The 18,647-nt window shown below is 59.7% G+C and carries 17 protein-coding genes; 10 read left to right on the top strand and 7 right to left on the bottom strand.

What is annotated here, in order from left to right:
• Nucleotides 1–5: 5 nt before the first annotated feature.
• Nucleotides 6–596, bottom strand: a complete 591-nt coding sequence (locus tag WNZ14_RS02260; RefSeq protein WP_342866982.1) for a histidine phosphatase family protein — start codon at nucleotides 594–596, stop codon at nucleotides 6–8.
• A gap of 46 nt (nucleotides 597–642) precedes the next feature.
• On the opposite strand from WNZ14_RS02260, the gene WNZ14_RS02255 reads away from it, so the two are divergent.
• Together WNZ14_RS02255 and WNZ14_RS02250 are read left to right on the top strand one after the other, a co-directional pair.
• Nucleotides 643–2,031 carry a hypothetical protein gene (locus WNZ14_RS02255; RefSeq protein ID WP_342866981.1) on the top strand — a complete coding sequence of 463 codons (1,389 nt, stop codon included), beginning with the start codon at nucleotides 643–645 and terminating at the stop codon, nucleotides 2,029–2,031.
• Between the two features lie 10 nt (nucleotides 2,032–2,041).
• Entirely contained in the window at nucleotides 2,042–3,127 is a 1,086-nt protein-coding gene (locus WNZ14_RS02250; protein ID WP_342866980.1) for a Gfo/Idh/MocA family oxidoreductase, read from the top strand.
• Between the two features lie 3 nt (nucleotides 3,128–3,130).
• On the opposite strand, the gene WNZ14_RS02245 is transcribed toward WNZ14_RS02250, so the two are convergent.
• Complete coding sequence (locus WNZ14_RS02245; RefSeq protein ID WP_342866979.1) at nucleotides 3,131–3,886, bottom strand: GntR family transcriptional regulator; 756 nt, start codon at nucleotides 3,884–3,886, stop codon at nucleotides 3,131–3,133.
• A 104-nt stretch (nucleotides 3,887–3,990) separates the two neighbouring features.
• Here WNZ14_RS02245 and WNZ14_RS02240 point away from each other — a divergent pair, with 104 nt between their 5' ends.
• Genes WNZ14_RS02240 through WNZ14_RS02225 form a run of 4 tightly spaced genes read left to right on the top strand, consistent with a single transcriptional unit; the run spans nucleotide 3,991 to nucleotide 7,429 of the window.
• Entirely contained in the window at nucleotides 3,991–4,278 is a 288-nt protein-coding gene (locus tag WNZ14_RS02240; RefSeq protein ID WP_342866978.1) for a UxaA family hydrolase, read from the top strand.
• 11 nt (nucleotides 4,279–4,289) lie between these two features.
• The gene (locus tag WNZ14_RS02235) at nucleotides 4,290–5,471 is read left to right on the top strand and encodes a UxaA family hydrolase (protein WP_342866977.1); all 1,182 of its coding nucleotides are present in this window, start codon (nucleotides 4,290–4,292) and stop codon (nucleotides 5,469–5,471) included.
• Nucleotides 5,472–5,495: 24 nt separating this feature from the next.
• Nucleotides 5,496–6,428: a hydroxyacid dehydrogenase gene (locus WNZ14_RS02230; protein WP_342866976.1), complete on the top strand. Its 933-nt coding sequence runs from the start codon at nucleotides 5,496–5,498 to the stop codon at nucleotides 6,426–6,428.
• Nucleotides 6,425–7,429 carry an Ldh family oxidoreductase gene (locus WNZ14_RS02225; RefSeq protein ID WP_342866975.1) on the top strand — a complete coding sequence of 335 codons (1,005 nt, stop codon included), beginning with the start codon at nucleotides 6,425–6,427 and terminating at the stop codon, nucleotides 7,427–7,429. Before WNZ14_RS02230 ends, WNZ14_RS02225 begins: the two co-directional genes overlap by 4 nt.
• A 33-nt stretch (nucleotides 7,430–7,462) precedes the next feature.
• Here the strand turns inward: WNZ14_RS02225 and WNZ14_RS02220 are convergent, their stop codons facing one another.
• The 3 genes from WNZ14_RS02220 to WNZ14_RS02210 form a co-directional block, all read right to left on the bottom strand.
• Nucleotides 7,463–8,785 carry a TRAP transporter large permease gene (locus tag WNZ14_RS02220; RefSeq protein WP_342866974.1) on the bottom strand — a complete coding sequence of 441 codons (1,323 nt, stop codon included), beginning with the start codon at nucleotides 8,783–8,785 and terminating at the stop codon, nucleotides 7,463–7,465.
• Nucleotides 8,782–9,312, bottom strand: a complete 531-nt coding sequence (locus WNZ14_RS02215; protein WP_342866973.1) for a TRAP transporter small permease subunit — start codon at nucleotides 9,310–9,312, stop codon at nucleotides 8,782–8,784. Before WNZ14_RS02215 ends, WNZ14_RS02220 begins: the two co-directional genes overlap by 4 nt.
• A 290-nt stretch (nucleotides 9,313–9,602) precedes the next feature.
• A complete protein-coding gene (locus tag WNZ14_RS02210; protein ID WP_342866972.1) occupies nucleotides 9,603–10,652 on the bottom strand; it encodes a TRAP transporter substrate-binding protein in 1,050 nt (349 codons plus the stop codon).
• A 525-nt stretch (nucleotides 10,653–11,177) separates the two neighbouring features.
• Here WNZ14_RS02210 and WNZ14_RS02205 point away from each other — a divergent pair.
• The 3 genes from WNZ14_RS02205 to WNZ14_RS02195 all read left to right on the top strand — a co-directional run bounded on the left by WNZ14_RS02205 (nucleotide 11,178) and on the right by WNZ14_RS02195 (nucleotide 15,032).
• Nucleotides 11,178–11,669: a (2Fe-2S)-binding protein gene (locus WNZ14_RS02205; protein ID WP_342866971.1), complete on the top strand. Its 492-nt coding sequence runs from the start codon at nucleotides 11,178–11,180 to the stop codon at nucleotides 11,667–11,669.
• 195 nt (nucleotides 11,670–11,864) lie between these two features.
• Nucleotides 11,865–14,213, top strand: a complete 2,349-nt coding sequence (locus WNZ14_RS02200; RefSeq protein ID WP_342866970.1) for a xanthine dehydrogenase family protein molybdopterin-binding subunit — start codon at nucleotides 11,865–11,867, stop codon at nucleotides 14,211–14,213.
• A gap of 18 nt (nucleotides 14,214–14,231) precedes the next feature.
• Complete coding sequence (locus WNZ14_RS02195; RefSeq protein WP_342866969.1) at nucleotides 14,232–15,032, top strand: xanthine dehydrogenase family protein subunit M; 801 nt, start codon at nucleotides 14,232–14,234, stop codon at nucleotides 15,030–15,032.
• A gap of 73 nt (nucleotides 15,033–15,105) precedes the next feature.
• Here the strand turns inward: WNZ14_RS02195 and dxr are convergent, their stop codons facing one another.
• Together dxr and WNZ14_RS02185 are read right to left on the bottom strand one after the other, a co-directional pair.
• Complete coding sequence (gene dxr, locus WNZ14_RS02190) at nucleotides 15,106–16,293, bottom strand: 1-deoxy-D-xylulose-5-phosphate reductoisomerase (protein WP_342866968.1); 1,188 nt, start codon at nucleotides 16,291–16,293, stop codon at nucleotides 15,106–15,108.
• 30 nt (nucleotides 16,294–16,323) lie between these two features.
• A complete protein-coding gene (locus WNZ14_RS02185) occupies nucleotides 16,324–17,217 on the bottom strand; it encodes an NAD(P)-dependent oxidoreductase (RefSeq protein ID WP_342866967.1) in 894 nt (297 codons plus the stop codon).
• A gap of 159 nt (nucleotides 17,218–17,376) precedes the next feature.
• Here WNZ14_RS02185 and WNZ14_RS02180 point away from each other — a divergent pair, with 159 nt between their 5' ends.
• Nucleotides 17,377–18,597: an MFS transporter gene (locus tag WNZ14_RS02180; RefSeq protein ID WP_342866966.1), complete on the top strand. Its 1,221-nt coding sequence runs from the start codon at nucleotides 17,377–17,379 to the stop codon at nucleotides 18,595–18,597.
• The last annotated feature ends 50 nt before the right edge of the window (nucleotides 18,598–18,647 follow it).

Genomic DNA, 18,647 nt, shown 5'->3' with positions numbered 1-18,647 from the left:
GACTTTCAGTCGAGCAGCAACCGGTTGATGACGCGCGGCTTGTCACCCGGATTTACCCCTCGGGCAATGATGATGGCTTCGCCTTCGCGCGGCGTAGAGCCGGAGATCGCCTTGATCAGAACGGGATGGGTGACCATCAACTGATTGCCGGCGCGGTCATAGGTTTCCACAGCAGTGATGAGTTCGGCTGGGATGGTGTAGGGATCGCCACCACCGACGATCGAGTTGAGAAAGGCCCTTGTCTCGACTTCGCGGCGTCCGAAGGCGGTTTCAGCGGTCTCCAAAGCGCGGCAAAATTCACCGGCATAGATGGCGCTGATCGAGACGGCGCGAGCGGCAAACCGCATGCCGATGCGACGGGCTTCCTGGATGCCGCGGTCGGACAAACTTTTGGTGTTCTCGCAATCGCCAAGGTCGGGTCTGAGTGGTTCGCCGCTTCCTGGCGTGCGCGCATATCCGAGCAGGATTGTGTATCCGCCCTCCGCCAGACGCGCCCAGGCTGCCTCGGTGGCAAAGCCCTTGGTGGGCGGGGCAATGGTGACGATGGCCATTGCAAGGATGACGGCCGCAGGCCAACGTCTGAAGATCAATTTCATGACCTCAATCTAGTGTTTTTACCCGGTGATGTAAGGGGGCATATTGATGTCTGTTGAAATGCTCACGATCGGTGTCTTGCCGCTGGGTCGGCCTACATTTGATGTGCCCTTTGCCGAAGACATGCTGGCGGCCATGCTGGACGACCTCAAAGCAACCGGTCACCGACTGGTTGGCCCGGGAAAGCTGCTGATGGATGCGGCTTCCACGCAAGCGGCTATGCTAGAGGTTGCCGGCGAAAAGACAGACAGAATCCTCATTCTGCAGGTTACCTTCACCGATGCTGCGATGACTTGCCGCATCGCCGAGGCGTTCGAGCAGCCGCTTGCCATATGGGCCGTGCCGGAACCCCGTCTGGGAGGGCGGCTCAGGCTCAATGCCTTCTGCGGGCTCAATCTGGCCTCGCATGCGCTAGGCCTTCGCGACCGGTTGTTTTCCTGGCGCTATGCCGCGCCACATACTCCGGGTATTGATGCGATCTTGACCGATACGCCGATGGTTCGTCCATTGATTCCGCAGGAAACCGCCGCAAACCCGGAGTATGGCGAGGCTCTGTTGAGCGGTTTGCGTGGCAAACAAATCGCCCGGATCGGGGCGCATCCGGACGGGTTTGACACCTGTGCCTACGATAGCGAACGGTTGTCGGCGCTGACCGGAATGACGGTTAGCGGCTTCGAGCTCTCTGATCTGTTTTCACGTGCCCGCGCAGCGCCCGATGCGGCGGCGAGCGACCTTAGAGCTGCGGCTGCCGAAACCCTGTCAGAGCTTGATCAGGTCGATCAGGTGGAGCTTGATCGATCACTGAGGCTCAAGCTGGCGCTGGACGGGATGAAGACCGACGGGGCCTTTGATGCGTTCGCCATTCGTTGCTGGCCGGAAACATTTACCGAATATGGCGGCGCGGTATGTGGTCCGGCCTCGATGATGGGCGAGGGCCGGGTGCCATGCGCCTGCGAGGCAGATGTCTATGGCGCGGCAACGCAACTGCTCTTGCAGGCGGCGAGCGACCAGCCGGTGTTCCTCGTGGATCTGGTGGACATGGACGAGAGCGATGACACCGGCGTGGTCTGGCATTGCGGCCAGGCGCCGATCTCGATGGCGGATCCGGACGTGGCCGCCCGCGCCACCATCCACACCAACCGAAAAATGCCGTTGCTGTTTGAATTTCCGCTCAAACCAGGTCCGGTCACTTTTGTCCGGCTGAGCCAGGCGCGCGGGCGGCAGAGCCTCGTGATTGCCCGAGGCGAGGTGCTCAAGCGCGCAATGGCCTTCACCGGCACCTCCGGCGTGGTGAAATTCGAGCGCCCTGCGCGTGAGATGCTGAAACGCGTTATCGACAGCGGGCTCGAGCATCACATGGCGCTTGCCTATGGCGACCATGTCGCAGCACTCGAAAGTTTCGCTGCAGCCGCAGGCCTGCCCGTCATCCACCTTTGAGGCCAGCCCCATGACAGACATCAGATACGGCATCATCGGATCGGGCATGATGGGGCAGGAGCATATCCGCACCATCGGTCTCCTGGACGGTGCGCAGGTGACGGCGGTCAGCGATCCGGATGAGGGCATGCGCTCAAGTGCTGCGTTCATGGCCGGGCAAGGCTGTGCCGGGTTCATAGATCATGCTGACCTGCTGCAATCCGGGCTGTGCGACGCGCTGGTGATAGCCACCCCCAATCACCTGCATCACCAGATTCTGTTGGACGTGCTGCCAGCGGATCTGCCTATCCTGGTGGAGAAGCCGCTGTGCACGACGCTGTCTGATTGCGAGGATATTCTTGCCCGCGCTGCGGGGCGGACCTCTCAGGTCTGGGTGGCGATGGAATACCGCTACATTCCGCCGGTGGAGCGCCTGATCGAGGCTGTGCGGTCCGGACAGACGGGTACGCCGCGCATGATTGCAATTCGCGAGCACCGGTTTCCGTTTCTGAAGAAGGTTGGCGACTGGAACCGCTTTGAGCACAAGACGGGCGGCACCCTGGTTGAGAAATGCTGCCATTTTTTCGATCTGATGCGGCTGATCGCCCAGGCCGAGCCGGTTCGCGTCTATGCGTCGGGCGGTGTGGACGTCAATTTTCTTGATGAAGAGTATGACGGCAAACGCCCCGACATTCTCGACAATGCCTTCGTGGTGATCGATTTTGACAATGGCATGCGCGCCATGCTGGACCTCTGCATGTTCGCCGAAGGCTCGAGCTGGCAGGAGGCGATTGCCGTCACCGGTGATGTCGCCAAGGCGGAGGCGTTTGTTCCTGGCCCTTCGCGGTTTTCGCCTGATGGCAAGGAGCGGCATTCGGAATTCGTGCTGTCACCGCGCGATACCAAGCGGGAGATCCGCGAGATTGTCGATGTCGATGCCGCCATTCTTGCGGTTGGCGATCATCACGGATCGACGTTTTTCCAGCACCAGAAATTCCTGGCGATGATCCGCACCGGCGGCGTGCCAGAGGTATCGCTTGAAGACGGGATGAAAGCGGTGCGGATCGGGCTGGCAGCGGAGCAATCCGCCAAGACCGGTGCTGCCATCAGTCTGTGAGGTTCACCGCAGATTGACCGCGTAGTGGATGTCGCGGCTTATGCAGCGCGACCATCTCAGTTCCACCGGGCGATTTTCCAGATCGCGGGCGACGCGGCTGATCAGCAGAAGCGGTTCACCCTTGTCGCAGCCCAGCTTGGTGGCGTCGCGGGCGCTGGCGGATATCGCCTTGAGCCTTTCTTCGGCGCTGCCGATGGTGATGCCCCAACGCTCGGAGTAGAGCCTGTAGACATTGTTCGGGATGATGCTCAGGTGATCGAAATCCGGAAAGCGGTTTGACGGCAGCGTTATGGTTTCGATCAGGATCGGCTGGCCCGACAGCGAGCGGATGCGTTCGATGCGGATGACGTCATCGGAGTCGGTCAGCTGCAGCGCCTTCAATTCTGTCGCGGTCGGTTTGGCGCTGCCCGTGCTGAGCACCTGTGAATCTGGAAAGCTCGCAGTGCCTTCATCCGGCGACAGCCTGAAGAACTGAAACAGGATGCGGCTTTCTTCGGGCTCGGCCACATAGGTGCCGCGGCCCTGGCGGCGCAGCAGCAGATTGTCAGCCGTCATCGAATCGAGCGCCTTGCGCACGGTGCCCTGGCTGACGTTGAGTTGCCGCGCCAGCTCCATTTCGCTGGGCAGCAACATGCCTGGTGGCCATGCCCCTTCGACCAGACGACGCATCAGCCTTTCGCGGACCTGGGCGTAGAGCGGCTTGAACCCGATTGCCTCGCCGCTTTCTGCGCCATCGGCGACTTGATTGTTCTTTTCCATGCCCTGCCCCGGTTGACTCGTGCACATATCGTATCTTATGTCTTATATAAGACTTGTTCGTCGGACGCCATACCAATACACTTTTTTCACACTGGAGGACAAACGTGACCACCCCCCATTTGCTAGTTCATGACCACGCAGACAATGTCGGCGTCGTTGTTGTCGAAGGCCTGAAGGCCGGCACCAAGATGCTCTGTGTCGTCACCCATGACAATTCGAGCTTCGAGCTTGTGTCGAACGCGGATGTGCCGATTGGCCACAAGATCGCGCTGAAGGACATCAAGGCGGGCGATACCGCTACCAAATACGGCGAGGATATCGGCAAGTTCGTCGCCGACGTTGCCAAGGGCGCTCATGTCCACACACAAAATCTGAAAACCAAGCGCTGGTAGGAGCCCTCATCATGGCATCGAAATATTCAAACATGACTTTTCAGGGCTATCGGCGCGAGAATGGCCGGGTCGGCGTTCGCAATCTCGTCGTCATCCTGCCGGTTGACGATATCTCCAATGCGGCCTGCGAAGCGGTCGCCAACAACATCAAGGGCACACTGGCAATCCCGCATGCCTATGGCCGTCTTCAGTTCGGCGAAGACCTTGATGTCCACTTCCGCACCATGATCGGCACCGGGTCGAACCCGAACGTGGCGGCCGTGGTGGTGATCGGCATCGAACCTGGCTGGACCAAGAAGATCGTCGATGGCATCGCCGCCACCGGCAAGCCGGTGACCGGTCTGTCGATCGAGCAGAATGGTGATCTCAAGACCATCATGGATGCGTCGCGCGTGGCAAAGGAATATGTGCATTTTGCCTCCGAGTTGCAGCGCGAAGAATGCTCGATCTCGGAACTGTGGGTCTCGACCAAATGCGGCGAGAGCGACACCACGACCGGCCTGAGTTCGTGCCCGACGGTCGGCAATATGTATGACAAGTTGCTGCCCGAAGGGATCACCGGCTTCTTCGGCGAAACATCCGAGATTACCGGGGCAGAGCATATCTGCAAGACGCGGGCGATCAACGAGGAAGTTGGCGAGCGCTGGTACAAGATGTGGGAAGCCTATCAGAACGACGTCATCTTCGCGCATCAGACAGACGACCTTTCTGACAGCCAGCCGACCAAGGGCAATATCGAGGGCGGCCTGACGACGATCGAGGAAAAGGCGCTGGGCAATCTCGAGAAGATCGGCCGCACCTCGCAGTTCATCGACATTTTGGAACCAGCCGAAGCACCGCAATCAGGCAAGGGTCTCTATTTCATGGATTCGTCGTCGGCTGCCGCTGAATGCGTGACCCTGATGGCTGCCGGTGGCGCGGTGATCCATACCTTCCCGACCGGGCAGGGCAACGTGGTTGGCAATCCGATTGTGCCGGTGATCAAGATCTCAGGCAATCCGCGCACCCTGCGCACCATGAGCGAACACATCGACGTGGACGTGACCGGTGTGCTGACGCGTGAAATGACAATTGAGGAAGCCGGCGATGCGCTGATCGAGATGATCATTCGCACATCCAACGGTCGCGCGACAGCAGCCGAAGCGCTTGGTCACCGCGAATTCTCCATGACAAAACTCTATCGTTCCGCTTAAAACCGGGGAACAGACGGAGTTTTCATGGCAGATATCGTCATCACCGAATTCATGGACGAGGCGGCTGTTGGCCGCCTCGCTCACGCATATGATACGCTTTACGATCCGAAACTGGTCGATGATCCGGCAAAGCTGCATGATCATCTGACATCAGCGCGTGCACTGATCGTTCGCAACCGCACCCAGGTGCGCGAGAGCCTTCTGAGCATGGGTCCCAGGCTGCGTGTGGTTGGGCGGCTGGGCGTCGGGCTCGACAATATCGATGTGGCGGCCTGCAAGGCGCGCTCGATTGCCGTCATTCCGGCAACCGGCGCCAATGACCTTTCAGTGGCCGAATATGTTATCACCTCGGCGCTGATGTTGTTGCGCGGCGCTTATCTGCGGTCTTCGGAAGTTGCGGCGGGCGATTGGCCGCGGCAATCGATGATGGGTCGCGAGCTCGCGGGCAAGACAATGGGTCTCATCGGCTACGGCTCGATTGCCCGCGAAGTCGCCTGGCGAGCGCATATGATGGGCATGCAGATTGTTGCCTATGACCCCTATCTGATGGCGGATCATCCGGGCTGGCAGATCGCTCGCAACGTGTCGCTCGACGGTGTGCTGGAATTCAGCGATGTGATTTCGCTGCATACGCCGCTGACCGATGCGACGCGGAACATGATTGACGCCGAGGCGCTTTCCAGGATGAAGCCGGATGCGATCCTGATCAACGCGGCCCGCGGCGGCATCGTCGATGAGGCGGCACTGGCCGACGCGCTCAAGGCGGAGCGGCTGGGCGGAGCAGCGCTTGATGTGTTCGAGACCGAACCGCTGACCGCCGAGGCGGGCGAGAAATTTAAGGGGCTCGGAAATCTTGTCCTGACACCTCATATTGCTGGAGTTACAGGTGAATCCAACGAGCGGGTCAGTCATCTGATCGCTGACAAAGTGCTTGAAGCGCTGGGGAACAAGGCATGAGTGACATGCTGACGATGACGCCAGAGGCCGTCACCGAGTTGATAACCGGGGCGCTGATGCGCAGCCGAACCTCGGAGGCGAATGCCACTTCGGTTGCCCGGGCGCTTCTGGCGGCAGAACTGGCGGGGCAGAACGGTCATGGCCTGCGCAGGGTGGATGCCTATTCGGCACAGGCGCGGGCGGGCAAGGTTGATGGCTTTGCGGTTCCGACAGCAGAAGTGACAAGGCCTGGTGCGCTTGCGATCGATGCCGCCAATGGCTTTGCCTATCCGGCTATGGATCTGGCGCTCGAGTGGTTGCCCGAAGCTGCAAAGAAGCAAGGTATCGCCATTGCCGGTATCCGCCGCTCGCATCATTGTGGGGTCGCTGGCGTGATCGTCGAAGCGCTTGCTGATCGGGGCGTTGCTGCGCTGATGGTGGCCAACGCGCCGGCGGCGATGGCGCCATGGGGCGGACGTCGGCCGCTGTTCGGGACTGACCCGATTGCCTTTGCCGCACCGCTTTCAGACGGCGCGCCGGTGGTGGTCGATATCTCCCTGTCCAAGGTTGCCCGCGGAAAGATCATGGCTGCCTTACAAAAGGGTGAGCCAATTCCGGAAGGATGGGCGCTTGACCCCGATGGCCAGCCCACTACCGATGCAAAAGCTGCGATGGCGGGGACGATGATCCCGCTCGGGGATGCCAAGGGGACTGCGCTGGCCTTGATGGTCGAGCTTCTCTGCGCCGGATTGACCGGGGCAAATTATGCCTGGCAGGCGACATCGTTCTTTGACGACAAGGGCGACCCGCCTGGCACCGGGCAGGCGATCATCGCGATCGACCCGGATGCATTCGGGCCTGGCGGTGCGGAGCGCATGGCGTTGATGGCCGATATGGTGGCAGGCACCGAGGGAGCCCGTATACCCGGACGCCGGCGGCAGCAGATCCGCAGCGATTATCTTGCGAACGGAATTCCTGTTGACGCCGCGCTGGCCGAGGCTATCCGCGCAATCGGCCTCTGAGCCGAGCCAGGTTGGGAACCGTCAACCCCGCCGTCAGTAAAGCATCCTGACGGCGACAAGCGTGATGCCCGGGAAAATGGTCAGGATGGCGACACGAATGATGTCGGTCATGACGAAGGGGAACACGCCGCGATAGGTCGCGGACAATGGCGTGTCCTTGGCCATCGAGTTGATGACGAAGAGGTTCATCCCCACCGGTGGCGTTATCAGCCCCACCTCCACGACAATCAGCACCAGGATGCCGAACCAGAGTGCGAATTCCTCGGGCGTCAGGCCGAAATCAAGCGCTGACATGATCGGGAAGAAAATAGGCACTGTCAGCAGGATCATCGACAGCGAGTCCATGATGCACCCGAAAACCAGATAGAGCAGCAGGACGCCGACCATCACCAGCCAGGGATTGAAGCCCTGGCTTCCAACATAGGCGGCGGCTGTTTGTGGCAGCTGGCTGAGTGCCAGGAAGGCGTTGTAGACGCCTGCGCCGAAGACGATGAGAAAGATCATGCCGGTGGCGCTGGCGGTGGCCAGGATGGAGGTCTTCAAGGTCGAGCTGTTCAACCCGCCATTGAAGAGTGCGATCACACCGGTGCCGAAGGCGCCGATGGCAGCAGCCTCGGTCGGGGTGAAGATGCCGCCATAAATGCCGCCGACGACGGCGATGAACACGATCAACACCGGCCAGACAGCAATCAGGCTCCGAAACCGTTCTGAATAGGGCGCACGGTCCCTGTGGCCAGCAGATTCAGGCTTTATCCTGACATAGATGGCGATGGCAATCATGTAGCCGATGGCTGCAAGAAAGCCCGGAATGAAGGCAGCAACAAAGAGTTTGGCGATGTTCTGCTCGGTCAGGATGGCGTAGAGCACCAGGATAACCGAGGGCGGTATCAGAATGCCGAGTGTGCCGCCGGCAGCGAGTGCGCCGGTGGCGAGCTCGCCGGAATAGCCGTAGCGCTTGAGTTCAGGCAGGGCGACCTGGCCCATTGTCGCAGCGGTTGCCAGCGACGAGCCGCAGATCGCGCCGAAGCCGGCGCATGCGCCAACAGCGGCCATGGCGACGCCGCCCTTCTTGTGTCCCATCCATGTTTCCGCTGCCTTGAACAGTGCCTGCGACATGCCGCCAAGCGTGGCGAACTGGCCCATCAGCAGAAACAGCGGAATGATAGAGAGCGAGTAGGCGGAAAACGTGCCCCAGGTCAGGTTCTTGAGCTGGGCGAAAATCATCAGGAAAGAGCCATTGATGAAATAGCTTCCGCCAATCCCGGTGAGCAGCATTGCAAGCCCGATCGGCACGCGCAGAAAAATCAGCACCAGCAGAACCGGGAATGAGAGAAGGGCGATGTCGATATTGGTCAATGTACCGTCTCTCCATGGGACTGGTTCCGGCCGGTCAGCAGTGCTTTGGCGCTCAGGATCACGCACCAGAAGCTGATCAGGACAAAGCCGAATGCACCCATCAGACCTGAAGCATAGGCCCACCAGATCGGATACTGAATGATGAACGTGGTCTCGCCATAGGCCAATTTATCGAGTGTGCCGTCCCAGTGCTTCCAGGTCAGAAGGATTGCAATGGCAAGCATCAAAAGATCACATGCCATGTCGATCAGCCGGTTGGCCGTGTCGCCCATATGCATGGTGAGGATTTCAACCGATGCATGCTGACGGTTGATCTGAACCCAGGGCAGAAACGAGAAGACTGCGAACCCGGTTCCGAGTTCCACGAGTTCGAAATCACCGCGGATCGGGCTAAGTCCAATCCAGAGCAGGGCGCGGCCGCTGACCGAGGCGACGGTTGCCAGGATGACGGCGATCAATACAAGCCCGCCCAGGATTGCCATGAAGGCTGCAATGGACCGCATCAGGCGGTCAATCCGGTCAAACATTTTGAACCCTCCCTCCCGGGCGTGGCCGCGAAACTGGTCCGCGGCAAAAATCTATGGCAATTTCGGATAAAACCACCCGAATGCCCGACGATGTTTTCGAACCGGCGAATTTCGCCGCACTGTCCGACTGGTTTATCCGGAATGCTTGGTCTGCGACAGTGCCAGTGCGACGTTCGGCCTGGAAAGGCTGCACCATTTTGGCCGCATGCTGGTCGTTGATGCACTTGATATGAGTCCGGCGGGGTTGGCCCTTTCAGGCAATCCCCGCCGGTTTTTGAAAGTCGATCGACTTACTTGGTGTACTTGGCGATCAGCTCTTGAGCCTTGGCATAAAGTGCTTCGCCGTCGATGCCCTTGGCTTCCATCTCGTCGAACCAGTTGTCGCGAACGGTTTCGGCAACGGCCTGCCAGCGGGCCACTTCAGCCTCATCAAGAACAACGATTTCGTTGTCTGTTGCTTCCGCGATCTTTCGGCCGGGTGCATCAAACGAGGCCTGGGTCTTGCCCGCAAAAGCGGAGAAGTCAGCGCCGGTGTTGTCGTCGAGGATCTTCTTGAGATCGTCGGGAAGGCTGTCGTACTTCGCCTGGTTCATCGCCAGCACGAATGCGGCAGTGTAAAGTGCACGATCGCCCGAGAACTCGGTATGGGTATCAACCAGTTCTGCAATCTTGAGTGCCGGGGTCACCTCCCATGGAATGACTGTGGCGTCGATCACGCCCTTGGACAGAGCTTCCGGAATCGCCGGAACCGGCATGCCGACCGGCTCTGCTCCGAGTTCCGCGAGCATGCCGTTGATGACGCGGGTCGGACCGCGCACCTTCAGGCCTTCCATGTCCTCAAGCTTTCGCACGCCGTTGCCCTTGGCATGAATTACGCCGGGACCATGGACCCAGGTGGCGAGAATCTTGACGCCCTTGAATTCCTGCTCTTCCATGTCCGACTTGAACAGGTCCCAGTAGGCATGCGAGGTGGCTTCTGCATTGGTCATGGTGAACGGCAGTTCAAACACTTCCGCGCGCGGGAATCGGCCCGGGGTGTAGCCTGGAAGGGTCCAGACGATGTCGACAACGCCATCGCGGGCCTGGTCCATCAGCTGTGGCGGGGTGCCACCGAGCGACATGGCCGAAAACACTTCGATCTTGATGCGGCCACCGGATTCGGTGCCGATCTTTTCAGCCCATGGAATGAGCAGCTCGGCCGGCACATTGGCCTGAGCCGGCAAAAACTGGTGCATGCGCAGGGTGACTTCCTGCGCGGCCGCGCCAATCGACGACGCGCCCATTGCGGAAAGTGCCAGTGCTGCAACAGCAGCGGACTTCAGGAAATTGCGTTTTTTCATTGTATCCTCCCAGATCGGTTTGCGATTTCAAATTCGCGTATCGCCCCGGAAATTAGGGGCATTTTTTGTAACTGCCTAGGGCTTGCCGCATATAGAACATGGGCGCCACCGATAGAGTTATGTCACTTGATGTTGCCATCGGGAAGCGTATCCCGGTGTGGCGGCATCAGCCTTTCGGATAGTGTTCCCCTCCAACTCCGGTTGATATTAATCGACCGTCCGGTCAGTTTATAGTTTGAAACGGGTTATGCGGCAACAGATTTCTTGGCGCAATCTGATGCTGAACCTCAGCGATTCCGGCACCTTTCGCGGCACTGCCAGTCTGAAGCGTTGATGTCGCAGCAAAGTCTCTACCCATGATCGAGGTGTCACTGCTAAAGGAGACCGAGCCTTGTGCTCGGCGACTCCTGCTCAAGTAGTGACATGGTCGAACAGAAAACCAAGTTTAGCTGTTGATCCTTTCTCAAAAAAGGAAAAAGATGCCCTATGTGTCAGTGAGGACTGCGCACCCCAGGGAGGAATTTAATGGCCAATGTATCGATGACTGTGAACGGGCGCTCCGTTTCAGGTCAATGTGAGGACCGGACCCTTCTGGTCCAGTTTATTCGTGAAAACCTCGGACTTACAGGAACCCATGTCGGATGCGACACCTCGCAATGCGGGGCTTGCGTGGTCCATGTTGATGGCAAGGCCGTCAAATCCTGCACCATGCTTGCCGCTCAGGCTGACGGTTCGGATGTCATGACCATAGAAGGTCTGGCTTCCGGTGGTGAGCTGCATCCGGTTCAGGTTGCCTTTCGCGAGAACCATGGCCTGCAGTGCGGGTTTTGCACGCCGGGCATGATCATGTCGGCTGTTGACATGATCAATCGGCACGGCGGCCAGCTGGACGAAAAAACCGTCCGGCAGGAGCTCGAAGGCAATATCTGCCGCTGCACGGGCTACCACAATATCGTCAAGTCAGTGCTCGATGCCGCATCAAAGATGGGCGCCGGAGCGAAGGTCGCAGCTGAATAGACATGCCTGAACAGGCAATGGCGAAAGGCTGCGGATACTGCGGATGATCGTGAGGCGGGCAGAGGATCCAGATCTGAAGAGCATGGGCCGGCTGAAACTCGGATGCCTGCATCAGCTTCAAGGTTCTGCCCTCTAGCGCAAACGATAGTTTCCGCACCAGCTTTTCACCTACACTCAACCGGAGGAGTTTGAGACATGGGAATGGAAGGTATTGGCGCCCGGGTGGCGCGTAAGGAAGACAAGCGGTTCATAACCGGCAAGGGCCGGTACACTGACGACATGGTCGTGCCGGGCATGAAGCATGCTCATTTTATCCGTTCGCCGCACGCACATGCGAAGATCAAGGGCATCGATACTTCCGCTGCCGAAAAGATGCCGGGCGTCATCGGCATTCTCAATGGCAATCAGCTTGCCGACGATGCGATCGGCAACATTATCTGTGGCTGGATGATCCACTCCAAGGACGGCTCGCCTATGAACATGGGCGCATGGCGTCCGCTGGCACAGGATACCGTTCGCTATGTCGGTGATGCGGTTGCCATCGTTGTGGCGGACACCAAGGCACAGGCGCGGGATGCGGCTGAGGCCGTGGTTGTTGATTACGAGACACTGCCTGTGGTGACGTCTGCGGTAGAGGCGCTGAAGGACGGCGCTCCGCAGCTCCATCCTGAGGCAAAGAACAACCTGATCTTCGATTGGGAGCTCGGTGATGCTGCTGCAACCGATGCGGCAATCGCCTCGGCGGCGCATGTCACTGAAATGAAGATCATCAACAATCGGCTGGTTCCCAATCCGATGGAACCGCGTGCTGCGCTTGGGGTCTATGACGAGGGTGAAGATCACTACACGCTCTGGACCACGTCGCAGAACCCGCATGTGGCGCGGCTGGTGCTGAGTGCATTCTACAACGTGGCGCCTGAAAACAAGCTCCGGGTGATTGCACCCGATGTGGGTGGCGGCTTCGGCTCAAAGATCTACATCTACCCCGAAGAGATTGTCTGCCTCTGGGCATCCAAGCGCACCGGTGTCCCGGTCAAATGGAACTGCGATCGGACCGAGGCGTTTCTGACCGACGCGCATGGCCGCGACCATGTCTCGACGGTCAAGATGGCATTTGACGCCAACAACAAGATCACCGGATTCAAGGTCGACACGATCGCTAATCTCGGTGCCTACATGTCGCTGTTTTCGAGTTCGGTTCCGACCTATCTCTACGCGACGCTGCTTTCGGGCCAATACAATATCCCGGCGGTCCACGCCAATGTGCGCACGGTTTACACCAACACTGTGCCGGTGGACGCCTATCGCGGTGCCGGGCGCCCGGAAGCCACCTATCTGGTCGAGCGTACGATGGAGACTGCAGCGCGTGAGCTTGGTGTCTCGCCTGCTGAATTGCGCAAGACCAACTTCATCCGGGAGTTCCCGCACCAGACGCCTGTGATCATGTGTTACGACGCCGGTGATTTCGAGGCGTCTCTCAACGCCGCGATGGAAGCTTCTGACTATGCCGGCTTCCCCGCACGAAAGGCTGAAGCCAAGGGCCGCGGCAAACTGCGCGGAATCGGCATGAGCTGTTACATCGAGGCGTGCGGCATTGCGCCGTCAGCCGCAGTCGGATCACTCGGTGCCGGCGTCGGGCTCTGGGAATCGGCTGAAGTACGGGTCAATGCTGTGGGCACGGTCGAAGTGTTGACAGGGTCGCACAGCCATGGCCAGGGCCATGAGACCACCTTTGCCCAGCTTGTCGCTGATCGATTCGGCGTTGGCATCGACACGGTTTCCATCGTTCATGGCGACACCGACAAGGTGCAGATGGGCATGGGCACTTACGGGTCGCGATCGGGTGCCGTCGGAATGTCGGCAGTGGTCAAGGCGCTCGACAAGGTCGAACTCAAGGCCAAGAAACTTGCAGCGCACCTGATGGAAGCCGATGAAAGCGATATCGTCATCGAGAACGGCGAGCTAAAGGTAGCAGGCACTGACAAGAGCGTGCCGTGGTTCCAGATGGCATTGGCGGCTTATACCGCGCACAATATGCCCGAAGGCATGGAGCCGGGACTGAAAGAGGGCGCTTTCTACGATCCGTCCAATTTCACCTTCCCGGCCGGATGCTACATCTGCGAAGTGGAGGTCGATCCGCAAACCGGGAAAACCGAAGTCATCCAGTTTGTGGCCGCCGATGATTTCGGCAACATCATCAACCCGATGATTGTCGAGGGCCAGGTGCATGGCGGGGTTGCGCAAGGCATCGGTCAGGCGCTGCTGGAAGGCACGCATTACGATCCGGAAACCGGTCAGCTGCTGACAGCGAGCTACATGGATTACACCATGCCGCGCGCCGACGATCTGCCGTCATTCAACGTCTCGCACCAGACCACGCCGTGCCCGTCCAACCCGCTTGGCATCAAGGGTTGCGGCGAAGCCGGTGCGATCGGATCCCCGCCGGCGCTGATCAACGCCATTACCGACGCAATCGGCAACAATGACCTGACGATGCCTGCAACCCCGCAACGGGTCTGGGCAGCGCTCGGGTCAAACCAGTAGGAAAGGGAGGCAGACATCATGTATGCAACCAACTATCACCGCGCCTCCTCGGTCGAGGATGCAGTCAAGCTGGCTTCGTCCAATGACGAGGCCAAGTACCTCTCCGGTGGGCAAACCCTGCTGCCGACAATGAAGCAGCGGCTCGCCGCTCCTTCAGACCTTGTCGATCTTCGCCATATCGCCGGGATGAAAGGCATCTCGGTCAATGGCGGGGCCATCCGGATCGGGGCTGCGACCACCCACGCGGAAGTGGCGAACTCTTCGGAGATCGCTTCAGCCTGCCCGGGGCTTGCTCATTTGGCTGCCCATATCGGAGATCCGCATGTGCGTCACATGGGCACTGTCGGTGGCTCAATTGCCAACAACGACCCGGCGGCGGACTATCCGGCGGGGCTGATGGCGCTCAATGCCACAATCGTTACCAACAAGCGCTCCATCGGTGCCGATGAGTTCTTCACCGGCATGTTCGACACGGCGCTTGAGGACGGCGAACTGATCGTGGCGGTCGAGATCAATGCTCCGTCCAAATCTGGATATGCCAAGTTCCCCAACCCTGCATCGCGCTACGCGATGGCCGGTGTGTTTGTGGCCAAGCACGGCGATGGATCTGTGCGGGTCGCGGTCACCGGAGCTGGCTCGGATGGTGTGTTCCGGTCTGCGGATATGGAGCAGGCGCTGGCTTCGAACTTCTCGGCCGGTGCGCTTGATGGCATCACGGTCGACGATTCGGACCTGATGTCCGATATCCATGCCTCGTCGGCCTATCGCGCCAACCTGGTCAAGGTGATGGCCAAGCGGGCGGTGACAGCTGCAGGCTGATCGGGTTCAAAGAATCAGTATCAATGAGAAAGGGCGGATCCTCAGATCTGCCCTTTTTCATTGAAGGGAGCATTCAGGCTGACTTTCGCATCAACTCCGCCGCGACCCTGCGGGCATCCCGATCCGCCGCGTATACCTCTTCGATGGACTGGGCTTTACGCCCGTCATTGAGCCGGTCCATGACAGAGGCGACAATGTCGGCGATGTCGAGAAAACCGATCTGGCCAGCGATGAAGGCTTCGAGGGCAGCCTCCTTGGCGCCGTTGAGGATCGCTCCCTGAAGGCCGCCGCGCTGCATGGCGGTGCGGGCGAGGGCGAGAGCAGGGAAGCGGATCTCGTCGGGTGCAAAGAAATCGAGGCGGGCAAGCTTGGCGAAATCCAGACGTTCGATCGGCAGGTTGGCGCGGCGGGGATGGGAGATGGCGTAACCGATCGCGTGCCGCATGTCCGGGGCGCCGAGCTGGGCCAGCACCGAGCCGTCAGTATAGCCGACCATCGAATGGATGATCGATTGCGGGTGGACGATGACCTCGATCTGGTCCGGGCGCATGCCGAACAGGTGGCGCGCCTCGATCATCTCGAGCGCCTTGTTGAACATCGACGCACTGTCGATCGAGATCTTGAGGCCCATAGACCAGTTGGGATGGGCTGCCGCGATCTCCGGGGTGACGGCAGCCATCTGTTCGCGGGTGAAATCGCGGAAAGGTCCGCCGGATGCGGTCAGGATGATGCGTTCGACGGCGTGACGCTGGTGCTCTTCCAGCACCTGGAAGATGGCGTTGTGCTCGCTGTCGACAGGCAGCAGCTTGCCCCCGCCCTTGGCAATTGCTGCGGTGAACAGATCGCCGGCGGACACCAGGCACTCTTTGTTGGCAAGCGCGATATCCGCGCCACCTGCAGCCGCCGCCAGCGTCGGCGCCAGACCTGCAATGCCAACAATGCCAGCGAGCAAAAGATCGGTGTCTCTTGCGCCTGCCTCGACGAGTGCCGACGGACCGGCACCCGCCTCGATGCCGGACCCCGCCAGAGCCGACTTCAGATCTTCATAGCGATCCGGGTCTGCAGTGACGGCAAAGCCGGCAGCGGTTTGCCGCGCCTGTTTGGCCAGAAGCTCGATATTGCCCATTCCGGTGATGGCGGGCACTTCAAACATCTCACGTCCACCCAGATGGGTCATGATATCAAGCGTGTTGCAGCCGATAGAGCCTGTCGATCCGAGAATGGAGATGCGGCGTTTGGTGGTCAGGGAGCTAGTGTTCATGCTTTACCATGGAGGACTGGGATATTGCGGTCAAACGCGCGGCGCTGTCGAACGGCCATTCAAATCAAGCAATTCGACGTACAAGGCCGAATGGTCAAGATTGCCGCCGTCAAGTTCGCCCGCCAAGCGCACGAAACGGTCGCGCACGGCTTCCACCAACGGCAGTTTGATGCCAAGCGCGCGGGCTTCGATAAGGACGTTGTCGAGATCCTTGATCTGAACGGATACGCGACCGCGGGGTGCAAAGTCGTTAGCCTGCATCCGCTGGCCATGCACCTGAAGGATTGTCGAATCGGCGAAGCCGCCAGCGAGTGCTGCCCGGAATGCGTCGAGATCGCCTCCACCTTCGGAGACGAGAAGGGTTGCTTCCGAGACCGCGCCGATGGCGATGCCGACGATGGCCTGGTTGGCGAGTTTGGCAAGCTGACCGGCACCCGTGGGGCCAACGCGGATGGCGCGGCCCATGGCGCCCAGCATACCTGCGGCGTTATCGAACACCTTGCTGTCCCCACCGACCATGATTGCCAGTGTGCCTGCTTCCGCGCCGCCGGTGCCGCCACTGACGGGCGCATCAAGGTGTGAAATGTCCAGTCTGGAGAGACGCTCGGCGTGGGCGCGGGCCTGGCTCGGCTGGATCGAACTCATGTCGATGACAGTTGCGCCGGCGCTGATGGCCTCGGCCACGCCGGTTTCAAACAGAACCTTTTCCACGACAGTACCATCGGTCAGCATGGTGATGATGTGGTTTGCACCCTTGACCGCATCTGCGGCGCTGGCCGCCACATGGGCGCCTTCACCCGCAAGTGGTATGGCCTTTGAGGCATCGCGGTTCCAGACCGTCAGTTGATGCCCTGCGCCAAGCAGTCGGCGCGCCATTGGCAGCCCCATCAGTCCGGTGCCGAGCAATGCAATCGATGTTGTCATGTCTGAATTCCCCTCACGCATCCCATTGTCGCTGGAAGCAGTATAGATGCCAGAGGGAAGTGGCAATTTCCAATCGTGTTGTGCGCAGAGTGGACCGACGGATGCGGAGATCATGCAATTTCCTATACAATCGCCATTGTCCCAAATATCGTGCCGGACATGAGTGAGTCTGAAATTCTTGACAGCCGGTATTCGTGGACGCGGCTGGGCGTGACCCTGGCCATAGCCGTGCTCGGCAATGTTGGCATGTGGTCGATCATTGTCATTATGCCGGCAGTGCAGGCAGAATTTGGCGTTGCCCGCGCTGATGCATCGCTTCCCTACACTTTGACCATGGTTGGCTTTGCGCTGGGCAATCTGGTGATAGGACGCGCCGTCGATCGGTTTGGCGTCACGAGTGCCTTGATCGTATCAGCGCTCACCATGGCCGCAGGCTTCGGGCTTGCAGCAGTGAGCGGGTCGATCGTGATGCTGTCGGCGATGCAGTTTATTGTCGGCTTTGGCACAGCAGTGGGTTTCGGTCCGCTGATTGCCGATATCTCGCACTGGTTTTACCGACGGCGCGGCATTGCGGTCGCGATCACCGCAAGCGGGAATTATCTGTCGGGGGCAATCTGGCCGCTTCTTCTGAGCGGCGTGCTAACCGAGCATGGCTGGCGCTCTGCCTATATGGTGCTGGCAATCGTACCGGTAGTGCTGATCATTCCGCTGTCGCTGCTGCTCAAGCGCCGGATTCCTGACGACGCAACGGCGCACGCCAACAGGATGTCGCTCGCCAATGCGCAATCGGTGCGGTTTTCGCCAACCGCGCTGCAATGGATGCTGGGACTTGCCGGCATCGGCTGTTGCGTGGCGATGTCCATGCCACAGGTCCATATTGTCTCCTACTGTACTGACCTCGGCTATGGTCCGACGGTTGGCGCGGAGATGCTGTCGTTGATGCTGATGGGCGGCGTCGTCTCGCGACTGGTTTCAGGACTGATCGCCGACAAGCTGGGCGGGGTCAGAACCCTGCTGATCGGATCGACGCTGCAATGCATCGCGCTTTTTCTGTATCTGCCGTTTGACGCGATGGTGCCGCTCTATTTGGTCAGCCTGATCTTTGGCCTGTCGCAGGGCGGGATCGTTCCAAGCTACGCGCTGATCGTGCGGGAATATCTCCCGGCAAAGGAAGCCGGCGCCCGGGTCGGCTTCGTCATCATGTCGACCATCCTCGGGATGGCGCTCGGCGGCTGGATGTCGGGATGGATCTACGACCTGACCGGATCCTATCAGGCCGCCTTCCTCAACGGGATCGCCTGGAACTTCCTCAACATTGGGATCATCAGCCTGATCCTCATCAAGTCGCGGGCAAGACGTGGGGATGTGGTGCCTGCCTGACACCACTTCAGATCTCTGACTTGGGTTACGTCGTCAGGGGCCAAAATCAG

This window comes from Hoeflea sp. AS60 (genome assembly GCF_038900115.1).
Taxonomy (GTDB): domain Bacteria; phylum Pseudomonadota; class Alphaproteobacteria; order Rhizobiales; family Rhizobiaceae; genus Hoeflea.
This window is presented reverse-complemented; position numbering and strand designations above follow the sequence as displayed.